Raw genomic sequence first — 19,807 nt, 5'->3', positions numbered from 1 at the left:
CCCTAAGATCATCGAAGCCTGTTCCAAGGCAGTTCTTGAGTGGACCCGGCGTGCGCGGTGTGCTCACAGCCCCCGTTCCACCATGTCCAGCAACCGCTGGCTCAGCTGGTCCAGCATCTGCTGGGGCGTGCTACGCAGCGGCCCGTCGATGGCCAGCAGCGCCATGCCATGCACCGTGGACCAGGCCAGGTATTCGGCCCCGGGGCGGCGTGCGGGCGGTAGGGCGCCAGCGGCCACCAGGTCGTCCAGCGCAGCGCTCAGGTGCTGGAAGGGGTTGAGTCCTGTGGCGCCACCCATGGCGGGGTCTGGGTTTTGCTGCACCGTGAAGCGGCCACCGAAGGCGGTGCGAAAGAGCCCTGTCTCGGCGTGCGCAAACCGCAGGTAGCCGGCGCCCACGGCGCGCACCTTGGCATGGGCCTGCTCTGTGGGCGTGCCGGTGGTGGGCACCTGGGTCAGCTCGGTCTCCATGGACCGCGCGGCGGCGGCCACGGCAGCAGCGCGCACGGCACCCAGCAAGTCGTCCCGGTTGGCGAAATGGCGGTACGCCGCATTGGGCGCCACGCCCGCGCGGCGTGTGGCCTCGCGCAGCACCACCGCATCCGGGCCGCCCTGGCGCGCCAGTTCGATGCCTGCGTCCAGCAGCGCACGGTGCAGGTCGCCGTGGCGGTAGGTGGTGCGTGCGGTGGGCTCACTGGATGTGGCGGCTTTGTTGCGGGGGGTTACGGTCATGGACAGCTTGGATGTGGACACTGTCCATTATCTTTGCTATTGTTTGTGGACGGTGTTCACAATGACGTTTGCACCGTTGCCACTCCGTCCGTTCCATCCCGCAGGAGATCCCATGAGAGTTGAGCCCTATCTGATGTTTGAAGGCCGCTGTGAAGAGGCCCTGGACTTCTACCGCAGCGCGCTGGGCGCGCAGGTGACCATGCTGATGCGCTACAAGGACAACCCCGAGCCCGCCGCCGGGCAGGGCTGCAGCGAAGGCCCTGGCCCCGGCCCCACGCCCGAGATGGTGATGCACGCCGCCTTCACGGTGGGCGAGACGGTGCTGATGGCGTCCGACGGCATGGGCTCGGGCAAGCCCACGTTCCAGGGCATCTCGCTGGCGCTGAGCCCGGCCAGCGAGGCCGAGGCGCAGCGCCTGTTCAACGCACTGGCCGAGGGTGGGCAGGTGCAGATGCCGCTGTCCAAGACGTTCTTCTCGCCCGCCTTTGGCATGGTGGCCGACAAGTTCGGCGTCGGCTGGATGGTGGTGGTGCCGCAGTGACGACTTCGCTGAAACCACCCTCCCGGAGATCGCCATGATGACCACCGAACCCCATGCCCTGCACCGCTGGCTGCACCAGTTGGTGGGCGATTGGACCTGTACCTCCGAGGCCGACATGGGCCCCGGCCAACCCCCTGAGCGCGGCACCGGCGCCGAGCAGGTGCGGGCGCTGGGCGACTATTGGGTGCTGTGCGAAGGCACCGGCACCATGCCCGGCGGCGTTGAGGCCCGCATGCTGATGACCTTGGGCTACGACCCTGCGCAGCAGGTGTTTCGCGGCAGCTGGGTGGGCTCGATGATGGCGCACATGTTTGTGTACCGCGGCACGCTCGACGCCGACCAGCGCGTGCTGACGCTGGAGACCGAAGGCCCCAGCTTCACGGGCGACGGCAGCACCACACGCTACCGCGACACCATCACCCTGCTGAGCCCGCAAGAGCGCACCCTCACTTCTGCAGGCCTGCAGCCCGACGGCCACTGGAACACCTTCATGCGCGCTGGCTACCGGCGCGTGGGGTGAGCGCTGCGCTGGCAAGTGGTAATTTGCTATTGAATGTGTAGCTGCTAGCGCTTGTAGATACTGCGCTAGAGGCTGAAATGGCTAGCATGTTGGGTGGGGGCTGGCTACCGTGGGTTAGGGCCGCACCTGCGCAAACCTCAGGCAAGTTGGCACCCACAGCGCCTTAGGGCACACGGCGGCTGGAGGGGCGGATTCAGGCCGGGGCGGCTGAAATACCTTGTAACGCAACCCTTGGGGTTTGGCCGGAGGCCGCGCCAGATAATCCACCGGCCTTGTCCTCTTCTACCCGACTCCATGCCGACTGAAAACGCCCTTGCGCCTGTGCCGCCCACCGATCTCCTTGAAGAGCGAAACTGCCAGAGCGAAGAGATGCTGGTGTATCGCCACGCTACATCGCATGAAGTGCCCGTCGTCAGCTTGCGCGTGCAATGGCTGCTGTTGGGTGGATTGATCGGGGTAGCGTTGGCCTTTGTGGCATGGACGCTGCTGCGCACGTATCCCAACGTGGGCTGGGAAGGCTGGCGGGCCATGGGCGCAGACGTTGTGCAAAAAATGCGGGCAAAAGACGCTGCGTGGCTGCCTTGTCTGTACCTGTTCGTTTGGGCGTCCTTCTGGGGAATGCGCTGGCTGTGGAATCGCCACCTCAAGCTCTACATCACTCCGCAAGGCTTGCGCCAAGAGCACCGGATGCCGCTGGGCTTGCACCACCTGTTTGGGCAGAACTGGCAGGTTGATTGGAGCGAGGTGCGCGGTATCACCACGCGCCGTACAGATGTCTTGAACGGGAACATCAGCCCGATGGCGTGGGCAGAGATCGTGCTGCAACTCGGCAAAGGCCGGCAACGCGTGCTGCGGCCGGCCTTCTGGTTTCGGCCTGGCGATCCGCCACGCCCGCGTCTGAAATCGGCGCTTACACGATGGGACTTGTCGCAACCCTGGTCGGGGCCCGGCAACGATGTCATGTTGTCAGGGGCGTTCGAAAATCTGCGTTTGGTTCGCGCACTGCAGCATTACGCCCCCCTGCCGGATGTGGCCTTGCCGTGGCCGGGCATTCCAAACTCCTTCAGCACCGACCTGAACCGCCAGCCCGAGGTTCTGACCCTGCTCGGCGGTGCAGTCCTGGTGTTTGTGGTGGGCCTGTTTTTGATGGTGGCCGCCCCCAATGTGCACCTGCACGCCTCGCCGGGGTGGGCCGCTCGCGCCGCCTGGGCCGTGGGCACGTTGGCCGTGTGGGCCGCGGCGTGGCAGGCGTGGCGTCGCTATCTGGCCTCGCAACCGGTTCCGGTGCCCACGAAGCAGCCCTCCGTGCCTTTGTCCAAGCCCGCCCTGGCCTTTGCTGCGGTGCTGTGGATGGCCGCGGTGGCCTTTGTGATCGAGCCCTTGCTGGTCCACTCCGCCTTGCTGGGCCGCGCCGATGCGTGGCACACCCACCGCTTTGCTCTGGCCGGTGGCTGGGCAAAACCCATCAGCCCCGACGCCGCCCACATCCCGCCCATCGAGTTGCCCGGCGCGCAGAGTCGGCTGGCCTGGATCAAGCCCGGCAGCGAGGCCGATCTGGCCACGGTGCAGGGCCACTGGGGGCTGTGGATTTTTAACGACGCGCCGCTGCGCGCCTTGGCCACGCAGCAGGGCGTGCGCTGAGCGCAGCCTCGGCGGTGCCCACTGTCTTGTCTGGCGCACTGCACTGTTCCAGCCGTCGCACTTATGTTTTGGCCTGCGGGCCCCATATTCACCCTGCGTGCCGCCCGACAGGGGCGGCGCATTTCACAAGGAGCCCCGTATGTCGTTGCCCACCACCGCTGCCACCGCCCTGATGCCCGTGCTGCAAACCCAGCCCCTGGGCCCGCTGTGGCCCACGATGGACCCGTTTCTGTTTTGCGCCCACCACGACGATGCCTACCCCGCAGGCGACGGCGCCTTTGCGCCCGCCGTGTCGCTGGAGGGCCGCCAGATGGGCCGCGACTTCAGCCGCAAGGACGGCTGGAGCATGTACCACGGCGACACCGTGCCCGGCTTCCCGGGCCACCCGCACCGGGGCTTTGAGACGGTGACGCTGGTGCGCAAGGGGCTCATTGACCACGCCGACTCGCTGGGCGCTGTTGCGCGCTTTGGCGGGGGCGATGTGCAGTGGGTCACGGCGGGCAAGGGCATCCAGCACTCTGAGATGTTCCCGCTGCTCAAAGCCACCGAGCCCAATCCGCTCGAACTCTTTCAGATCTGGCTGAACCTGCCCGCGAAGAACAAGATGGTGGAGCCGCACTTCACCATGCTCTGGAACGAGCGCATCCCGCGCCTGCAACACCATGATGCCGACGGGCGCCTGACCACCGTCACCGTGGTGGCGGGCGCGCTGCCCGGCGCTGATGCTCCGCTGAGCCCGCCCCCCGAATCCTGGGCCTCGCAGCCGGATGCGGACGTGGCCATCTGGACGCTGCACCTGGAGCCCGGAGCCCGCTGGACGCTGCCCGCCGCCACCGGCCAGGGCACGCGCCGGATGCTGTACTACTTTGTGGGCAACGGCCTCACCGTGGGCCCGCAGGCCCTGGCGGGCCACGCCGCACTGGAGATCGTGGCGGGGCAGAGCTGGGAGCTGGTCAACACCGGCACCACGGCGGTGGAATGCCTGCTGCTCCAAGGCCGCCCCATTGGTGAGCCCGTGGCGCAGTACGGCCCGTTTGTGATGAACACGCAGCAGGAAATCATGCAGGCCATGCAAGACTACCGCCGCACCCAGTTCGGCGGCTGGCCCTGGCCTGAGAGCGACCCCGTGCACGGGCCTGAGGCGCGCCGGTTTGCGCGCTACCCGGGTCAGTCTGAGGACGAGGTGCCCGGCGCCGCCGCAGGCTAAGCCACGCTTACCCGCTGAGCCTCGCTCTGGTGGGTAACCCCACCGCCAGCCCTGGTGGGTGGGGCGGGGCGCTGGTGGGGGCGCTGCGTCGTGGACAATGCGGGCTTTGATTTCACTGGTGTGTGGCCCCGGCTGCACACCCCCGCAACCGAGCCCAAGGCGCACACCGCATGACGACCATCACCAAAGACTCCGCAGTCACCATCACCTACAAGGTGACCACGCCCCAAGGCAAGCCGCTGGACTCCGGCAGCCTGGCCTACCTGCACGGTGGCTATGAAAACATCTTCCCCAAGGTCGAAGCCGCGCTGGAAGGCCAGGCCGTGGGTTTCACTGCCAACATCGACCTGGCCGTGGAAGACGCCTTTGGCGCCCGCGATGAAAGCCTGGTGCGCACCATCCCCAAGAGCGAGTTCCCGCCCGGCGTGAAGGTGGGCGGCCAACTGCAGGGCGTGGGCGCTGATGGCCAGCCCGCCGTGTTCAACGTGGTCAAGATCAAAGGCCCTGAAGTGCACCTGGACGGCAACCACCCCTTGGCGGGCGAAGCGCTCAAGTTCAGCTGCAAGGTCACGGCCGTGCGCGCTGCCAGCGCCGAAGAAATCGCCCACCGCCACGTGCACGGCGCCCACGGGCACCAGCACTGATCGGGCCACCCCGCCGTGCAAGGGTTATTGGACCGCCTGGGCTATGCGCTGATCGGCCTGTTCTTTGGCGCCCTCATCGGCGTGGCGGGCTGGTGGCTGTATGGCGTGGCGCATTCACTGAACTACGACGGCCCGGGCATGGACCCGGTGATGCGCCACTGGGTGCAGTACAGCGGGGCGGCGTTTGCGGTGCTGGGCTTCATCTTTCGCGCCCGCGCTGCCGATGCGGTGGCCGACACGGTGTCCGGCATCCTTCACTTCGAGTTCAACGAAACACCGGGCCAGACGGCGTCTGCACTGGTGCTGTGTGTGGCGCTGGGGTTGGTCATCGCCGCGATCTGGTTCACCAGCCCTTCTCTTCGCTAGGTTGCTCTCTATTTGATAGCTGTTTGGGCATGATGGACGCGCGGTAACGGCCAAAAAATATCAAGAATCAGCGCCTTCCGCCCCGCACCAGCCCCCGGCCCTGCAGCACCGGCTCGGCCGCCAGCCGCTCGCGCGCAAACTCCACAAACGCCCGCACCTTGGCGGGTGCCCGCCGCCCGGCGGGGTAGACGATGTGCACGGGCACCGGCGGGGGCTCAAACCCGGCCAGCACAATGCGCAGCCGCCCCGCGCGCAGGCTGGCCGCCGCCTGGTAGGCGAGGCAGCGCGTCAGGCCCAGGCCCGCCTCTGCGGCGGCAATGTCCACCTCGTTCGCATTGCTGATCCACGCGATCTGCGGCTGGCCCACCAGCCCGTCGCCAAACTTCCAGGGCGCAGCGGCGCGGGCATCGAACGAGAACGCAATCGCCTGGTGCTGCGCCAAGTCCTGCGGGTGCTGTGGCTCGCCGTGGCGTGCCAGGTACTCGGGCGATGCCACCACCAGCCGCCGCAGTGCGCCCACGGGCAGTGCGGTGAGGCCCGAATCCGGCAGGTGGGCAATGCGCACGGCCACATCCATGTCTTCTTCCAGCAGGTGCACCAGGCGGTTCACAAACAGCGTGCGCGCCTGCACGCGCGGCTGGGCCTGCAGAAAACCCAACACGATGGGCGCCACATGCTGGATGCCGAACATCTGCGGCGCGGTGATGGACAGCAGCCCCTGCGGCTGCACCTGCGCGCCGCTGGCGGTCTGCTCGGCCTCGGCCAGGTCGCTCAGGATGGGGCGGCAGTCGGCCAGAAAGCGCTCGCCGGCCTCCGTCAGCCGCACCCAACGCGTGCTGCGCTGAAACAGCAGCACACCGAGCCGCGCTTCCAGCGCCGCAATGGCGCGCGTGACGGCCGCTGCCGAGCAGCCCAGCCGCCGCCCCGCCACGGCAAAGCCGCCCGCATCGGCCACGGTCACAAAGCAGCGCAGGGTGTCGAGGTGGTCCATTGTTGCGTCTCTCGAAATTCTGAAAGACGCACTATCGCTATTCCCGCCGCCAAGTGCAATAGATAAGGTTGAGCCCTTCACAGAACCTGTTTTGACAAGGATGCACCCCATGGCCGCCACCCACCTTCCCGCCGCCCCGCTCACGCTGCACCGCACCGCCATTTCCGGCCACTGCCACCGTGTGGAGCTGCTGCTGTCCCTGCTAGGCCTGCCCCATCGGCTGGTGGAGGTGAACCTGCTGCAAGGCGAGCACCAGTTGCCCGCGCACCGTGCACTCAACCCGCTGGGCCAGGTGCCCGTGCTGGTGGATGGCGACGTGGTGCTGAGCGACAGCAACGCCATCCTGGTCTACCTGGTGCAGCGCTACGCGCCCGGCAGTGCATGGATGCCGCAAGACCCCGTAAGCCAGGCGCAGCTGCAGCGCTGGCTCAGCCTGGCTGCGGGCTTTTTGGCGGCGGGCGTTGGTGGGCCGCGCTTTGCGACGTTGACGGGCAAGCCCATCAACGAGGTCGCCCAGGCCCAAGGCCGACGGTTGCTGGACTTCATGGAAGCCGCGCTGCAGGGGCGCGACTGGCTGCTGGGCGGCGCCACGCCCAGCCTGGCCGATGTGGCCATGGTCAGCTACACCTCGCAGGCCCATCTGGCCGGTCTGCCGCTGCCTGCTGCTTACCCGCGCGTCGCCGCCTGGGTGGCACGCCTGCAGGCGCTGCCCGGCTATGTGCCGTTGCTGGACCACCTCAGCGGTGTGACTCCTCAGCCTGCGGAGGCCGCATGACCGCCCTGCCCACAGGCGGCAGCGAAGGCCCCGCCTCCAGCGCCTGGCACGCCGGCGAGCAGGCGCTGCAGGCCCGCGCAGGCGTGCGCGAGCGCATGGCCGCCGTGGGCGAAGTGGTGGTGCGCGACCACATGCCTGACCAGCACCGCGAGCTGTTCGAAAAACTGCCCACGCTGCTGCTGGGCGCACTCGACGCACAGGGCCAGCCCTGGGCCACCATGCTGGCGGGCCCACCGGGCTTTGTGCACACGCCCCACGCGCAGCGCATGGACATTGCAGCGGCCATCGACCCGGCCGACCCCGCTGACCCTGCCCTCGCGGCGTTGGCCGCGCACGGCACCGGCGCACCCGTGGGCGTGCTGGGGCTGGAGCCGCACACGCGCCGCCGCAACCGTATGAACGGCCATGTGGTGCGCTGGGGCGCGCAGCAGGGCCTGTCGATCACGGTGGCGCAGAGCTTTGGCAACTGCCCCAAGTACATCCAGGCCCGCGCACCGGGCCTGCGCGCCGCCGTCACGCCACCGCAACCTGCCCAGCCGCTGGGCCCGTCGCTGGATGCCGCCGCGCTGGCCCTCATTGCGCGCAGCGACACGCTGTTCATTGCCAGCGCCTCGGCCCCCCGGCCCGGGCAGCAGCGGGGCGAGGGCGTGGACATGTCCCACCGGGGTGGCGAGCCCGGCTTTGTGCAGGCCAAGCACACCGCAGAAGGCCTGGAACTGTGGCTGCCCGACTACCCCGGCAACCTGTTTTTCAACACCCTGGGCAACCTCGCCCAGCACCCGCTGGCCGGGCTGCTGTGGGTGGACTACGAAGACGGCGGCCTGTTGCACGTGGCCGCCCGCGCCGAGCTGCTGTGGGGCGAGGCCGAGCGCGCCCCATGGCCCGGCGCGCAGCGTGTGCTGCGGTTGTTGGTGCTGGGTGGCGTGTGGCGCGCGCAGGCACTGCCCTGGCGGTGGACGGTGGCGCAGCCCGCGCCGCAGTTCAGTGCGATGCGTCAGGCCTCGGGCGTTCAGGGGCGGCGCCAACCCACTTGAACCGTTCACGCTGAGCCTGTCGAAGCGCCGCGCAAGGCTTCGACAGGTTCAGCCCGAATGGGGTTTCATGTGCGGAGAGGCCGACTCATTCCAGCTCCATGGGTCTTGGGCGCTTGAGCGGCGCAATCATCTTGCGCGGTGTGGTGGCCTCGGCCTCCACCATCTTCGCGCTGCGCTCGTGCGCCGTCTGTGCCAGTTCGGTGATGAGCGCGGCCTCGGGCAGGTTGTGCCAGTAGCGCGTGGGCATCTCTTTTTTCATCATGGTCAGCTTGAGCCGCGCGGGGTTGAAGATGTGGCGGTAGTAGGTGAGCCACAGCGCCTCGCCTGCGTCGGGCGGTGGCGCGTCGCTGCGCTGCGCGCCGGGGCCGGTGTGCAGCTGTTGGCCGTCCCAGCGCACGCTGGCATCGGGGGTGAGGATGGTCCAGCGCATCTGCGTGAAGCGGCGGATGAAGAAGCCCGCGTTGGCCACGGTGATGTAGTGGTCGGGCTCGAACCAGGCCATGTGCAGGGTCTGGCCATCGGGCTCCACCACAGGCCGAAAGCGCACAAAGGCGTGCATCTTGTGTTTGTCGCGCGCCACGGCACGGGCCATGTGGTGGGCCAGCATGCGGTCGGCGTCGAGTGGGTCGTGCCGCGCGGCGTCGGCGTCATGGCCGCCCTGCGCCATGCGCCACAGCAGGCGGTACATCAGCGCAACGCGGGCGGGGTCGCGGTGCAGGATGAGTTGCTCGCACAGGTGCACAAAGTCGGGCGGTACGCGCAGCGCGGGCGCATCGGGGCTTGGTGGTGGCAGGACGTTGTGGCTGTGAGGCTCGTGCGTAAACAGGTCGCTGGCCGCATCGGCTTGGCAGCGCCAGTCCACGGCCTGTGGGGGTACGTTGGCTTGCACCAGGGCGCGCGCGGCAGTGCGAAAGCCTTGCCAGTCAGTGGGATGGTCCAGCGTAATGGTGTTGCGCTGCATGCGGGCCTCTCGCGCTCAAAACAGGCTGCGCTGCACCGGCGGCGGCGCCAGTTGCGCAGCCAGGTCCGCTGCGTCTAGCGAACGCCCAGGGCGGTAGTCGGCCGCCTCCACAAAGGGCAGCACTTTTTTCAATGGCACATGCAGCCGCGCCAGGTCCGCATGCCGCAGGCGGCGCACGCGGCGGGCGGCCAGCAGGCGGTCCACCGTCTGTACACCAAAACCCGGCACGCGCAGCAGCAGTTCGCGCGGGGCGGTGTTCAGGTTGACCGGAAAGCGCTCGCGGTGCGCCAGTGCCCAGGCCAGCTTGGGGTCCATGTCCAGCGCCAGCATGCCCACCTGACAGCCTGGGGCGCCTTGGCTAGGCGGCACGATCTCGTCGTGGGTGAAGCCGTAAAAGCGCATCAGCCAGTCGGCCTGGTACAGCCGGTGCTCGCGCACCGTGGGCGGTGCGGCCAGCGGTAGGGCGCGGGCTGCGTCGGGAATGGGGCTGAAGGCCGAGTAGTACACGCGCCGCAGCCGGTGCACGCCGTACAGCCGCGCGCTGGTGGCGAGGATGGTGCGGTCGTTGGTCGTATCCGCCCCCACGATCATCTGCGTGCTCTGCCCGCCGGGCGCAAACAGCGGCGCGCTGGCCCGGCGCGTGGTGCGCGACTGCGGCATGGACACGATGGCCTGCGCGGCTTGCTCCTTGCGCGCCGCACGCGATTCGCCAATGTGCACCGCCATGCGGGCCATGGACCGGTCGATGGCGGCGCTGTTTTTCTCAGGGGCCAGCGCCTTCAGGCCCTCGGCCGTGGGCAGCTCGATGTTGATGGACAGGCGGTCCGCATAGCGGCCTGCGCGCTCCATCAGCTCCGGCGCTGCATCGGGGATGGTCTTCAGATGGATGTAGCCGCGAAAGTCGTGCTCTTCGCGCAGCACGCGGGCCACCTCCACCACCTGCTCCATCGTGTAGTCGGGGCTCTGGATGATGCCGCTGGACAGGAACAAGCCCTCGATGCAATTGCGGCGGTAAAAATCCAGCGTGAGCCGCACCACCTCATCGACCGTGAAGCGCGCGCGGGGCACGTTGCTGGTCACCCGGTTCACGCAGTACAGGCAGTCGTACTGGCAGAAGTTGGTGAGCAGAATCTTGAGCAGCGAGATGCAGCGCCCGTCTGGCGCGTAGCTGTGGCAGATGCCCATGCCCTCGGTCGAGCCCATGCCGCGCCCGCCCACGGAGTTGCGCGGCGCAGCACCGCTGGATGCACAAGAGGCGTCGTACTTGGCGGCGTCGGCCAGGATGGCGAGTTTGGACTGTAAATTCACTGTATGAATTTACAGTAATTAGAGGCTCGGCACCAGCCCTGGGGTAAAAGTCCCGGGGGCGTGATGGTTCAAAATTGATAGCTGCCAGCGCTTTATGGACAGGCGCTAGAGGCCAAAAAAGTGCTAAATCGTAGGTCGGGTTAGCGCAGCGTAACCCGACACCATCGCTCCAGCCGTTCCCTGTCGGGTTACGCCCATTGGGCTAACCCGACCTACACCGCTGCGTTACACCGCCTCCAGCGCCATCACCGCCGTGGCGGTATTCGAGATAGGGATGTGGTAGTTGCTGTGCACCCGGCGCACGCCCGCACTCGCAGTGGCCAGGGCGCCCCGCATGGCCACCCACATCAGCAATTCCACGCCCTGCGTGCCGGTCTTTTCCACCAGCTCGTGCACGCTGAACTGCGTGGCCCATTCGGGGTTGGTGGTCAGGCTCTCGATGAACTGCAGGTCAAACGCCTTGTTGATGAAGCCCGCGCGCTCGCCGTCGAGCTGGTGACTCAGCCCGCCCGAGGCGATCACCGCCACCTTCTTGTCGCTGCCCCAGCTCTGGATCGCCTGGCCCACGGCCTTGCCCAGGGCGTAGCAGCGCTTGGCCGATGGCAGCGGGAACTGCACGGTGTTGATGCACACCGGCACCACCGTCACGGGGCAATCGCCCTCGGGCCAGAAGAGTTTGAGCGGCAGCGTGCAGGCGTGGTCCACCAGCATCTCCTGGCAGGTGGTCACGTCAAACTCCTGCTCGATCAGCGTGTTGATGAGGTGCCACGACAGGTCCACCTCGCCCGGGAAGGGCGGCAACGTGGGGATGCCCCAGCCTTCGTCGGCGTTGTTGTATTGCGCCGCTGCGCCCACGGCAAAGGTTGGCATCTTGTCGAGAAAGAAGTTCAGGCCGTGGTCGTTGTAGAACATCACCACCACGTCCGGCTTCTTCTCGCCCAGCCATTGGCGGATGGGGGGGAAACCGTCGAAAAATGGCTTCCAGTAAGGCTCGTTTTGCAGGCCCTTGTGGATGGCGTTGCCAATGGCCGGGATGTGCGAGGTGCCGAGGCCGCCGATGAGTTGTGCCATGTGAGTCTCCAGTTCAGTGTTTGAGGGCGTGGTGGGCTAACCCGCCGCGCGCGTTGCGCAGCGTTGTGGCTGCTGGGGTTGTTGGGGCTGCTGCTGCCCCCATCCGTTCGGGCTGAGCCTGTCGAAGCCGGGGCGCGTTGGTGGTGCGGCGCTTCGACAGGCTCAGCGTGAACGGGTGGGGTGGTGCTGGAAAGAGGTGGGCTCAGCGCAGGTCAGTCCCGTCCTGCCGCCACCAGCATCGCCTTGAATTCGTCTTTGGTCATGCCCGTCTGCTGCGCGCCGATGTCCTGCATGTCCAGCTTGAAGATGCCCGCGAACTTGGCCAGGTAGTAGGCGTTGCCGCCTGCGGCAATCAGCTGCAGCACGTTCTTGGCGCGGATGGCGGCTGCTTGCTGCTCGTTCAGGCCGTACTTGCGCATGTACGCCTCTTCATCGGCCACAAAGGCCTTGCGATTGGCCTCGTCGTTGAACGAAAAGCACATCTTGTTCAGCGCATAGCCCTTGCGGGCCTGGTCGCCGTCGAACGGCGTGGTGCCGGGAATCGGGGGCTGTTTGGAAGGCATGGTGTCTCCAGGTCTTGATGTAAGTCAGCGCAGTGTCAAGGCGCCATTGCCAAAGATGAAGGGGGAAAAGATCATCGAATGCATGAGCAAATTCGATGGATCACAGCTGGACGGGCACCTGCTGAAGCTGCTGCTGGCGGTGCTGGAGACGGGCAGCATCACGGCGGCGGCCGAGCGCCTGGGCGTCACCCAGTCGGCGGTAAGCCACCTGCTGGACAAGTTGCGTGCCATCACCGGCGACCCGTTGTTTGTGAAGCGCGGGCGCGGCATCGTGCCCACCGCCCGGGCCGAGGCGCTGGCCCAGCCTGCGCGCGACATGCTGCACCAGATGCAACTGTTTGCCCACGGGGCTGAGTTTGATTCAACAGCGTGGCAGACCGACCTGACGATTGCCGCCAACGACTTTCAGCGTGATCTGCTGCTGCCCGCCCTGGCCGCGCGCCTGCGCACTGCCGCACCGGGCGTCACCCTGCGCATCGTGCCCAGCGGCGCGCCCAGCGCCGAGTTGCTACGCTCGGACGCGTGCCAGCTCGTCATCAGCCCCCGCCCGCCGGATGGCACCGACATCGTGCAAAAGCGTTTGTTTGAAGACCAGTACCGCGTGTTCTACGACGCCAGCGTGCGCAGCGCCCCCGCCACCGAGGCCGACTACCTGGCCGCCGACCACGCCACCGTGGCGTATGAAGCGCACCGGGGACTGGACCTGGACCGCCAACTGCAGGCCCGTGGCGTGCGCCGCCGCTTCGCCGTGCGCGTGCCGGGCTTTGCGGCGCTACCCGCGTTTGTGCGCGGCACCGCGCTGCTCACCACGGCCCCGTCGCTGCTGGCCCGTACAGCCCTGGCAGGCCTGGCCAGCGCGCCCGTGCCGGTGGTGTGCCCGGCCATGCCGATGTATTTGATCTGGCATGCGCGGTATCAGCAGGATGCGGCGCACCGGTGGCTGAGGGCCGAGGTGGAGGGGGTGGTGGGGCCGGTGTTGCAGGTATCCAGTTGACGCATGGGGGTGTTGCGGCGGCTGTGGGCGCGGGCCTTCACAATCGTTGGCCAACGAATTAGTGACCTTTAGGCAGGGGAGTAGGGAGGGAATGATGAACGTCAAAAACCGAATGGCCGCAATGTTGGCCATCGCGCTGTGGGGCGCGCTACCAGTTGCGCATGCGCAAGCACCTTACAGTCTGAAAACAGTGGAATCGAACCCGGTTCCGCGCACCGAGATGCTCAACCTCTGGCGGGAGGTCGCGTTGCAGCAATGTGCCGATGCGCGAAAACGTTTCAACCTGTCGCACGACGACTGCTTGCGTGAGGTGGGCAAGCGGGCCGATGCTTGTACTGCGGCCCAGATGTCTTCGACACCGGCCATCGTGTCCAGCATGGCCGTATCCAAAGATGTGGGACGCAAATACCTGCATTGCGCAGTGCCGTTCTATTTCTGCAAAGGCGTCGAGGTCAAAACCGAAAAAGAGGTGCTTGAGCAGTGCCGCTGATAGGCCGCTGAGCGCCGCTTCAGTGACCTTCTTCGACGCGCTGGCGGTCCTTGCGCAGTGCCGTTTTCAGCAACCGCGTCGCCCGGTCCTTGAGTCCCACCGGCTTGCCCGGCCGCACCGGGTGCTTGCGTGCCTCCACACAGGCCGCCAAAAAGTCCTGCAGGATGGCCGTGTCGTCCAGCGTGTCTGAGCCCTGCTTGTGGAACTCCGGGTGCCACTGTGTGGCCGCGATGTAGCCGCGCCCGGGGGCGGGCTTGAGGCGGATGGCCTCGGGTACGCCGTCGGGTTCGCTCAGGGCTTCGACCTCAAATTCGGGTGCCACGCGCTTGATGCCCTGGTGGTGGATGCTGTTCACGCGCGCTCGGGGCGCCTCGGGGTAAAGCTGGGCCAGGCGCGAGCCGGGAACGATCTGGATGTCGTGGAAGTGCTGGTCGTAGGTGGTGGCGTTGCGGTGCTGCCGTGCGCCGGGGTGCTGGGTTTCGATGTCCTGGTACAGCGCGCCGCCAAAGGCCACGTTGATGAGCTGCAGGCCCCGGCACACGCCAAAGATGGGCTTGCCTACTTCGGCAAACGCTTTGACCAGGGCCAGGTCGTAGATGTCGCGCACGCGGTCGCCTACCCATTCTTCACGCAGAGGTTCTTCGCCATAGTTGCCGGGCCACACGTCGGCGCCGCCGTGCATCACCACGCCATCCAGCCACTCCGCATAGTGCTGCAGGGTCACGTCGCCGCGTGCGGTCTCGCCCGTGGGGCAGGGCACCATCACGACGATGGCGCCGGACGACATGATCCAGTGCGCGATGGATTGCTCGACGTACTGCAGCGTTTTGTTGGTGAACAGGGGGCGGGTGGGGTCGGCGTGCTGGAAGCAGGCGGACAGGCCGATTTTGAGGCGGGGGGCGTCGGGCATGGCGGGGTGGTGCGGTGCTGAAGGTGCGCTGGCGAGGGGGGCGCACAGGCCAGCCACGGTTGTAGCACCGCGCTGCCAGCGGCGGTGTAGGAGAGCGTCGGCTTCCGTTGCCGTGCGGCCCGGCCTACCGGCCCGCGGGGCGATGGACGTGGCGCAGCACCCGCAGGCCCAGCAGGGCCTGGTTAAGCATGAAAATGGCCTCTAGCGCTTTTTGAATAAGCGCTAGCAGCTATACAAACAATAGCGTTTAGCCCGCTCAGGCAGTGACCAGCTCCGGCGCCCGGCGGGCGGCCTCTGGTGCGGCAGGCTGGGCTTGCAAGGCGATGTCGGGGCGCGTCAGCAGCGCGTGCAGCTGCACCACCTGGCCCACCATGATGAGGGCGGGGGGCTGCACCTTCTCGGCCACGGCCAGGGCGGGCAGGGTGGCCAGGGTGGCGGCCAGGCAGCGCTCGCTGGGCAGCGTGGCGTTTTCCACCACGGCAGCGGGTGTGTCGGCGGGCAGGCCGTGGGCGATGAGCTGGCTGCAGATGGCGGGCAGGGCGCCCACACCCATGTAGATCACCACGGTTTGGCGGGGGCGGGCCAGCAGTTCCCAGTCCAGCCCCACGGTGCGGTCTTCGCGCAGGTGGCCGGTGGCAAACACCAGGGTGCAGGCGTGGTCGCGGTGCGTCAGTGGGATGCCCACCGAGGCGCCCGCGCCCTGCGCCGCCGTGATGCCCGGCACCACGTCAAAGCCAATGCCCGCTTGCGCCAGGGCCTGCACCTCTTCGCCGCCGCGCCCGAAGATGTAGCCGTCGCCGCCCTTCAGGCGCACCAGGCTGCGGCCGCTTTGGGCCAGGCGCACCATCAGTTCAATGATCTGCTCTTGCGGCAGGGTGTGGCGCGAGGACTCCTTGCCCACATAGATGCGCTCGGCTCCGGGGGCGATGCAGTCCAGCACGGCGGGGCCGACCAGGTGGTCGTACAGCACCAGGGTGGCGCTTTGCAGCGCGCGGTAGGCCTTGCGGGTGAGCAGATCCGGGTCGCCGGGGCCCGCGCCTACCAGCGTGACATGACCCGCCTGCGGGCATGGGCTTTGGGCCGCGCAGGCCCTGTCTGCGGCGGTGCCGGTCGCGTCGTTCATCGGGCTCATCGTGGATCTCGTTGTGTGATGGGAACAGGCCCGATGTTTAAACGCAATGCACCGCCCGACCTTGACTTAGTTCAAGGTCGGCGCTTGCAAGCCGCGAGACGATGCGTTCATTGGCGGTGACGACCGGCGCAGGGCAAGCACTTGTCTTGCGCATGCCACGCCGCCCACGCTCCCCACGGTGAAGACATGACACACAACCCCCTCTCCCCGCAGGCCAGCCCGGTGCGTGCGCGCCTGGGCGCCGCCTGCCTGGCTTGGTGTGCCAGCCTGGGGCTGGCGGGCATGGCTGTCGCGCAACCCGCCCCCGCTGCCCCCAGCCCCGAGCGCCAGGGCGCGCTGGTGCGCATGGTGCGGCAAGACTGCGGCTCGTGCCACGGCATGCGCCTGACGGGCGGGCTGGGCCCGGCCCTCACGCCCCAGGCGCTGGAGGGCAAGCCCCTGCTGTCCATGGCTTCCACCATCTACGGCGGCCGCCCTGGCACTCCCATGCCGGGCTGGAGCGCCATGCTCACCCAGGACGAAGCCCAGTGGGTGGCCCAGCAACTGGCCGATGGCTTTCCTGAAGAACCCCGGAGACCCGCGCGATGAACCCGATTCCCCTTCCTGCCATGCACCGGCGCGGCTGGCTGTCCTTGGCGGCCAGCGCTGCGGTGGCGGCCTCTCCCCTGTGGGCCAGTGGCTGCGCGGCCCTGGCCGATGGCGCAGCACCTGCCGCCGACACCCTGCGCGGCACGGGCGATCTGGGTGTGGTCATCCAGCGCGCACGGGGCGCCATCACGGTGGTCAACACCAGCCAGCGCACCTTGCTGGGCGAGGTGACCGGGCTGGGCGATCTGTCGCACGCCTCGGTGGTGTTCTCGCGCGATGGGCGCTATGCCTATGTGTTCGGGCGCGATGGCGGCCTCACGCAGGTGGACCTGCTGCGCGAGCGCACGGTGCACCGGGTGATGCAGGCTGGCAACTCGATTGGCGGCGCCATCAGCGCCGATGGCACGCTGGTGGCGGCACAAAACTACGTGCCCGGCGGCGTGAAGGTGTTTGACGCGAAAACGCTGGCCCTGCTGGCCGACCTGCCCGCCACCTACGGCAACGGGCAACGCTCGCGCGTGGTGGGCCTGGTGGACTTGCCTCAGCGCCGCTTTGCCTACAGCCTGTTCGATGCCGACGCCATTTGCATTGCCGACTGCGCCGACCCGGCCCACCCGCGCGTGCACACGCTCGAAGGTATTGGCCGCCAGCCGTACGACGCGCTGGTCACCCCCGACGGGCGCTACTACATCGCAGGCCTGTTTGGCGAAGACGGCCTGGCCATGGTGGACCTGTGGGAGCCCAAACCCGTGGTGCGGCGCATTCTGGCGGGCTATGGCCGGGGCCAGCAGCCTTTGCCGGTGTACAAAATGCCGCACCTGCGCGGCTGGGCCGTGGCCGGGCGCCATGCCTACCTGCCCGCCATTGGCCGCCACGAGGTGCTGGTGGTGGACACCACCACCTGGCAAGAGGTGGGCCGCATCCCGGTGGCCGGGCAACCGGTGTTCGTGATGGCCCGGCCCGATGGCCGCCAGGTGTGGGTGAACTTTGCCGTGCCCGATTACGACCAAGTGCAGGTCATCGACACCCCCAGCCAGCGCGTGGTGGACACGCTGCGCCCCGGCAAGGCGGTGCTGCACATGGAGTTCACGCCGCGCGGCGACGCGGTGTGGATCAGCTGCCGCGACGACCACCTGGTGCGCGTCATCGACACCGCTACGCGCCAGACCCTGGCCACGCTGGCGGTGGATGCGCCCAGTGGCATCTTCTTCACGGCGCGCGCGCAGCGCATGGGGTTCTGACATGCAAGCCGTGCCCGACCCTGCTGTGCCGTCCCAGGGCAGCCCCAGCCCCAGTTCCAGCTCCCATCCCAGCCCCGCACAGCGGCTGTCGCTGCTCAACGCCTGGCAGCGTGGCTTTCCGCTGTGCGATGAACCGTTTGCCGTGGTGGGCGCGGCCCTCGGCATGCCCAGCGCCCAGGTGCTGCAGGCCTACCGCCAACTCGCGCAAGAGGGCGCCCTCAGCCGCATTGGCGCCGTGTTTGCGCCGGGCAGCGGCGGTGCCTCGGTGCTGGCCGCCATGGCCGTGCCGCCCGACCGGCTGGAGACCGTGGCCGCCGTGGTCTCGGCGCACCCTGGCGTCAACCACAACTACGAGCGCGAAAACACCTACAACCTGTGGTTTGTGCTGACCGGCGCCAGTGAGGTTCAGGTAGAGCAGGCGATGGTGGCGCTGGAAGCTGCCACGGGCCTGAGCGCACTGCGCCTGCCCATGCTGCAGCCCTACCGCATTGACCTGGCCTTTGACTTGGCGGCTGGCTTGACAGCGGGGACGTGCATTGGCTCCGTCGCTGTGGGCTCCGCTGCGCTGCCCGCCTCACAAGCCCCCCATGGCCCGCGCGCTGCGGCCACGGCGGTGTTGGCCGATGCCGATTGGCCCCTGGCCGCGCTGGCCGAGGCGGGTTTGCCCCTGGTGGAGCAGCCATACGCCGCATGGGCACAGGCCCTGGGCACCACCGCCGCACAGGTGCAGGCGCGCCTGCAGCAGTGGGTGCACACCGGCGTGCTCAGCCGCTTCGGCGTGGTGGTGCGGCACCACGAACTGGGCTTTGCCGCCAACGCCATGACGGTGCTGGACGTGCCCGATGCCCAGGTCGATGCCGCAGGCCGCGCCCTGGCCGCCCAGCCGGGGGTGACCCTTGCCTACCGCCGTGCCCGTGCCACGGGCTGGCCGTACAACCTGTATTTCATGGTGCATGGCGCCCACCGCCAGGCGGTGGAGCAGGTGCTGGCCAGCGCGCTGGAGCGCAGTGGGCTGGCCGCTGTGCCGCGCGCGGTGCTGTTCTCGCGCCGCCGCTTCAAGCAAACGGGGGGGCGCCGCTTTGGGTCTGCCACCCCGGTGGCGCCGCAGGGGGTTGTGCAGGAGGTGGCCGATGCCGTCCATTGACGACCTGCGTTTGATGGCCTACTTGCACGGCGGCTTTCCGCTGGTGGACGAGCCCTATGCCGCCGTGGCGCAGGCCCTGGGCACCACCGAGCAGGATGTGCTGCAGCGTCTGCAGCGTTTGCTGGGTGATGGTTACCTCAGCCGCTTTGGCCCGCTGTTCCAGATCGAACGCGCAGGCGGGCAGTTTGTGCTGGCCGCTTTGTCGGCCCCCGAGGCGCAGTTTGACGCCGTGGCCGCACAGGTCAACGCTCTGCCCGAGGTGGCCCACAACTACCGGCGCGAGCATGCCCTGAACATGTGGTTTGTGGTGGCAGCCGAGTCGCCCGCGCTGGCCCGCGAGGTGCTGCAGCGCATTGAAGACACCACGGGCTTGAAGGTCCACGCCTTTCCCAAAGAGCGTGAATACCGTGTGGAGCTGCGCCTGCCGCTGCTGCCGCCCGGTGAAGCGCTGCCAACACCGCTGGAGGTGCCCCATGGCGCTGGATGCGTTTGACCGGGCGCTGATTGCCGCCACCCAGGCTGGCCTGCCCCTGGTGCCTCGCCCCTACGACGCTGTGGGCGCTGCCCTGGGCGTGAGCGGTGAGCGCGTGCGCCAGCGGCTGGGTGAGCTATTGCACACCGGTCTGGTGCGCCGCATCGGTGCTGTGCCCCACCACTACAAGCTGGGCTTTACCGCCAACGGCATGAGTGTGTGGGACGTGGCCGATGAGCAGGTGGACGCGCTGGCCCAGCAGGTGGCGCTGCTGCCGGGTGTGAGCCACTGCTACTTGCGCCCTCGCAGCCTGCCCGTGTGGCCCTACAACCTGTTCGCCATGCTGCATGGGCGCAGCCGCGATGAAGTGGCCGAGCAGGCCGCCCACCTTGCCCAGCTGCTGGGGCCGCACTGCCGCCAGCACGACATTCTGTATTCCAGTGCAGTGCTCAAGAAGACAGGCCTGCGCCTGAAGGAAGACTAAC

The 19,807-nt window shown here is 67.9% G+C and carries 23 protein-coding genes; 15 read left to right on the top strand and 8 right to left on the bottom strand.

Annotation, left to right across the window (positions count from 1 at the left end):
• Positions 1-63: 63 nt before the first annotated feature.
• Positions 64-729 carry a TetR/AcrR family transcriptional regulator gene (locus CLU86_RS16485; protein WP_099657057.1) on the bottom strand — a complete coding sequence of 222 codons (666 nt, stop codon included), beginning with the start codon at positions 727-729 and terminating at the stop codon, positions 64-66.
• Between the two features lie 112 nt (positions 730-841).
• Here CLU86_RS16485 and CLU86_RS16480 point away from each other — a divergent pair, with 112 nt between their 5' ends.
• From CLU86_RS16480 to CLU86_RS16455, 6 genes are all read left to right on the top strand, one after another.
• Positions 842-1,270, top strand: coding sequence for a VOC family protein (locus CLU86_RS16480; protein ID WP_099742358.1), 429 nt, complete (start codon positions 842-844; stop codon positions 1,268-1,270).
• A gap of 34 nt (positions 1,271-1,304) precedes the next feature.
• Positions 1,305-1,790, top strand: coding sequence for a DUF1579 domain-containing protein (locus CLU86_RS16475; protein ID WP_099742357.1), 486 nt, complete (start codon positions 1,305-1,307; stop codon positions 1,788-1,790).
• Between the two features lie 294 nt (positions 1,791-2,084).
• Positions 2,085-3,431: a hypothetical protein gene (locus tag CLU86_RS16470; protein WP_099742356.1), complete on the top strand. Its 1,347-nt coding sequence runs from the start codon at positions 2,085-2,087 to the stop codon at positions 3,429-3,431.
• Positions 3,432-3,570: 139 nt separating this feature from the next.
• On the top strand, positions 3,571-4,638 hold the full coding sequence (locus CLU86_RS16465) for a pirin family protein (protein WP_099742355.1): 1,068 nt from the start codon (positions 3,571-3,573) through the stop codon (positions 4,636-4,638).
• Between the two features lie 170 nt (positions 4,639-4,808).
• Positions 4,809-5,282 (top strand): peptidylprolyl isomerase, encoded by a 474-nt coding sequence (locus CLU86_RS16460; RefSeq protein WP_099743638.1) that lies wholly within the window; start codon positions 4,809-4,811, stop codon positions 5,280-5,282.
• A gap of 15 nt (positions 5,283-5,297) precedes the next feature.
• Complete coding sequence (locus tag CLU86_RS16455) at positions 5,298-5,648, top strand: hypothetical protein (RefSeq protein ID WP_143226726.1); 351 nt, start codon at positions 5,298-5,300, stop codon at positions 5,646-5,648.
• 67 nt (positions 5,649-5,715) lie between these two features.
• On the opposite strand, the gene CLU86_RS16450 is transcribed toward CLU86_RS16455, so the two are convergent.
• A complete protein-coding gene (locus tag CLU86_RS16450) occupies positions 5,716-6,639 on the bottom strand; it encodes a LysR family transcriptional regulator (RefSeq protein WP_099742353.1) in 924 nt (307 codons plus the stop codon).
• A 109-nt stretch (positions 6,640-6,748) separates the two neighbouring features.
• Between CLU86_RS16450 and CLU86_RS16445 the strand changes: the two genes are divergently transcribed.
• Both CLU86_RS16445 and CLU86_RS16440 read left to right on the top strand, forming a co-directional pair.
• Entirely contained in the window at positions 6,749-7,414 is a 666-nt protein-coding gene (locus CLU86_RS16445; protein ID WP_099743637.1) for a glutathione S-transferase family protein, read from the top strand.
• Positions 7,411-8,448: a pyridoxamine 5'-phosphate oxidase family protein gene (locus CLU86_RS16440; protein ID WP_099742352.1), complete on the top strand. Its 1,038-nt coding sequence runs from the start codon at positions 7,411-7,413 to the stop codon at positions 8,446-8,448. The genes CLU86_RS16445 and CLU86_RS16440 overlap by 4 nt, the downstream gene beginning before the upstream one ends.
• 85 nt (positions 8,449-8,533) lie before the next feature.
• On the opposite strand, the gene CLU86_RS16435 is transcribed toward CLU86_RS16440, so the two are convergent.
• From CLU86_RS16435 to CLU86_RS16420, 4 genes are all read right to left on the bottom strand, one after another.
• Positions 8,534-9,409: a TIGR03915 family putative DNA repair protein gene (locus CLU86_RS16435; protein WP_099742351.1), complete on the bottom strand. Its 876-nt coding sequence runs from the start codon at positions 9,407-9,409 to the stop codon at positions 8,534-8,536.
• 15 nt (positions 9,410-9,424) lie between these two features.
• Positions 9,425-10,717 carry a putative DNA modification/repair radical SAM protein gene (locus tag CLU86_RS16430; RefSeq protein WP_099742350.1) on the bottom strand — a complete coding sequence of 431 codons (1,293 nt, stop codon included), beginning with the start codon at positions 10,715-10,717 and terminating at the stop codon, positions 9,425-9,427.
• Between the two features lie 225 nt (positions 10,718-10,942).
• Positions 10,943-11,788, bottom strand: coding sequence for a class III extradiol dioxygenase family protein (locus CLU86_RS16425; protein ID WP_099742349.1), 846 nt, complete (start codon positions 11,786-11,788; stop codon positions 10,943-10,945).
• A 212-nt stretch (positions 11,789-12,000) separates the two neighbouring features.
• Complete coding sequence (locus CLU86_RS16420) at positions 12,001-12,351, bottom strand: protocatechuate 4,5-dioxygenase subunit alpha (RefSeq protein WP_099742348.1); 351 nt, start codon at positions 12,349-12,351, stop codon at positions 12,001-12,003.
• Positions 12,352-12,424: 73 nt separating this feature from the next.
• Here CLU86_RS16420 and CLU86_RS16415 point away from each other — a divergent pair, with 73 nt between their 5' ends.
• Both CLU86_RS16415 and CLU86_RS16410 read left to right on the top strand, forming a co-directional pair.
• Entirely contained in the window at positions 12,425-13,345 is a 921-nt protein-coding gene (locus tag CLU86_RS16415) for a LysR family transcriptional regulator (RefSeq protein WP_099743636.1), read from the top strand.
• A gap of 94 nt (positions 13,346-13,439) precedes the next feature.
• Positions 13,440-13,835, top strand: a complete 396-nt coding sequence (locus tag CLU86_RS16410; protein ID WP_143226003.1) for a hypothetical protein — start codon at positions 13,440-13,442, stop codon at positions 13,833-13,835.
• 19 nt (positions 13,836-13,854) lie between these two features.
• On the opposite strand, the gene CLU86_RS16405 is transcribed toward CLU86_RS16410, so the two are convergent.
• Positions 13,855-14,745: a gamma-glutamyl-gamma-aminobutyrate hydrolase family protein gene (locus CLU86_RS16405; RefSeq protein WP_099742347.1), complete on the bottom strand. Its 891-nt coding sequence runs from the start codon at positions 14,743-14,745 to the stop codon at positions 13,855-13,857.
• 256 nt (positions 14,746-15,001) lie between these two features.
• Complete coding sequence (cobA, locus tag CLU86_RS16400; RefSeq protein WP_099742346.1) at positions 15,002-15,877, bottom strand: uroporphyrinogen-III C-methyltransferase; 876 nt, start codon at positions 15,875-15,877, stop codon at positions 15,002-15,004.
• Between the two features lie 186 nt (positions 15,878-16,063).
• On the opposite strand from cobA, the gene CLU86_RS16395 reads away from it, so the two are divergent.
• Genes CLU86_RS16395 through CLU86_RS16375 form a run of 5 tightly spaced genes read left to right on the top strand, consistent with a single transcriptional unit; the run spans position 16,064 to position 19,806 of the window.
• Positions 16,064-16,465, top strand: a complete 402-nt coding sequence (locus CLU86_RS16395) for a cytochrome c (RefSeq protein WP_369803826.1) — start codon at positions 16,064-16,066, stop codon at positions 16,463-16,465.
• 20 nt (positions 16,466-16,485) lie between these two features.
• Entirely contained in the window at positions 16,486-17,706 is a 1,221-nt protein-coding gene (locus CLU86_RS16390; protein WP_099743634.1) for a cytochrome D1 domain-containing protein, read from the top strand.
• Between the two features lies 1 nt (position 17,707).
• Positions 17,708-18,850, top strand: a complete 1,143-nt coding sequence (locus CLU86_RS16385; RefSeq protein WP_158236340.1) for an Lrp/AsnC family transcriptional regulator — start codon at positions 17,708-17,710, stop codon at positions 18,848-18,850.
• Positions 18,837-19,343: an Lrp/AsnC family transcriptional regulator gene (locus tag CLU86_RS16380; RefSeq protein WP_099742345.1), complete on the top strand. Its 507-nt coding sequence runs from the start codon at positions 18,837-18,839 to the stop codon at positions 19,341-19,343. The genes CLU86_RS16385 and CLU86_RS16380 overlap by 14 nt, the downstream gene beginning before the upstream one ends.
• A complete protein-coding gene (locus CLU86_RS16375) occupies positions 19,324-19,806 on the top strand; it encodes an AsnC family transcriptional regulator (protein WP_099657035.1) in 483 nt (160 codons plus the stop codon). Before CLU86_RS16380 ends, CLU86_RS16375 begins: the two co-directional genes overlap by 20 nt.
• Position 19,807: the final 1 nt, after the last annotated feature.

Origin of the sequence: Acidovorax sp. 62, assembly GCF_002754495.1 — a bacterium.
Classification (GTDB): domain Bacteria; phylum Pseudomonadota; class Gammaproteobacteria; order Burkholderiales; family Burkholderiaceae_C; genus Acidovorax.
The sequence above is the reverse complement of the archived record's forward strand: the minus strand, read 5'-3'. Positions and strand labels throughout refer to the sequence as shown.

Bases quoted from the DNA above. Each gene is read 5' to 3' on its own strand.
- CLU86_RS16390 (WP_099743634.1), top strand. From the start codon at position 16,486: ATGCACCGGCGCGGCTGGCTGTCCTTGGCGGCCAGCGCTGCGGTGGCG.
- CLU86_RS16405 (WP_099742347.1), bottom strand. From the start codon at position 14,745: ATGCCCGACGCCCCCCGCCTCAAAATCGGCCTGTCCGCCTGCTTCCAG.
- CLU86_RS16425 (WP_099742349.1), bottom strand. From the start codon at position 11,788: ATGGCACAACTCATCGGCGGCCTCGGCACCTCGCACATCCCGGCCATT.
- CLU86_RS16470 (WP_099742356.1), top strand. From the start codon at position 2,085: ATGCCGACTGAAAACGCCCTTGCGCCTGTGCCGCCCACCGATCTCCTT.
- CLU86_RS16480 (WP_099742358.1), top strand. From the start codon at position 842: ATGAGAGTTGAGCCCTATCTGATGTTTGAAGGCCGCTGTGAAGAGGCC.
- CLU86_RS16485 (WP_099657057.1), bottom strand. From the start codon at position 729: ATGACCGTAACCCCCCGCAACAAAGCCGCCACATCCAGTGAGCCCACC.
- cobA (WP_099742346.1), bottom strand. From the start codon at position 15,877: ATGAGCCCGATGAACGACGCGACCGGCACCGCCGCAGACAGGGCCTGC.
- CLU86_RS16395 (WP_369803826.1), top strand. From the start codon at position 16,064: ATGACACACAACCCCCTCTCCCCGCAGGCCAGCCCGGTGCGTGCGCGC.
- CLU86_RS16440 (WP_099742352.1), top strand. From the start codon at position 7,411: ATGACCGCCCTGCCCACAGGCGGCAGCGAAGGCCCCGCCTCCAGCGCC.
- CLU86_RS16380 (WP_099742345.1), top strand. From the start codon at position 18,837: ATGCCGTCCATTGACGACCTGCGTTTGATGGCCTACTTGCACGGCGGC.
- CLU86_RS16375 (WP_099657035.1), top strand. From the start codon at position 19,324: ATGGCGCTGGATGCGTTTGACCGGGCGCTGATTGCCGCCACCCAGGCT.
- CLU86_RS16410 (WP_143226003.1), top strand. From the start codon at position 13,440: ATGAACGTCAAAAACCGAATGGCCGCAATGTTGGCCATCGCGCTGTGG.
- CLU86_RS16385 (WP_158236340.1), top strand. From the start codon at position 17,708: ATGCAAGCCGTGCCCGACCCTGCTGTGCCGTCCCAGGGCAGCCCCAGC.
- CLU86_RS16460 (WP_099743638.1), top strand. From the start codon at position 4,809: ATGACGACCATCACCAAAGACTCCGCAGTCACCATCACCTACAAGGTG.
- CLU86_RS16475 (WP_099742357.1), top strand. From the start codon at position 1,305: ATGATGACCACCGAACCCCATGCCCTGCACCGCTGGCTGCACCAGTTG.
- CLU86_RS16445 (WP_099743637.1), top strand. From the start codon at position 6,749: ATGGCCGCCACCCACCTTCCCGCCGCCCCGCTCACGCTGCACCGCACC.
- CLU86_RS16420 (WP_099742348.1), bottom strand. From the start codon at position 12,351: ATGCCTTCCAAACAGCCCCCGATTCCCGGCACCACGCCGTTCGACGGC.
- CLU86_RS16435 (WP_099742351.1), bottom strand. From the start codon at position 9,409: ATGCAGCGCAACACCATTACGCTGGACCATCCCACTGACTGGCAAGGC.
- CLU86_RS16450 (WP_099742353.1), bottom strand. From the start codon at position 6,639: ATGGACCACCTCGACACCCTGCGCTGCTTTGTGACCGTGGCCGATGCG.
- CLU86_RS16465 (WP_099742355.1), top strand. From the start codon at position 3,571: ATGTCGTTGCCCACCACCGCTGCCACCGCCCTGATGCCCGTGCTGCAA.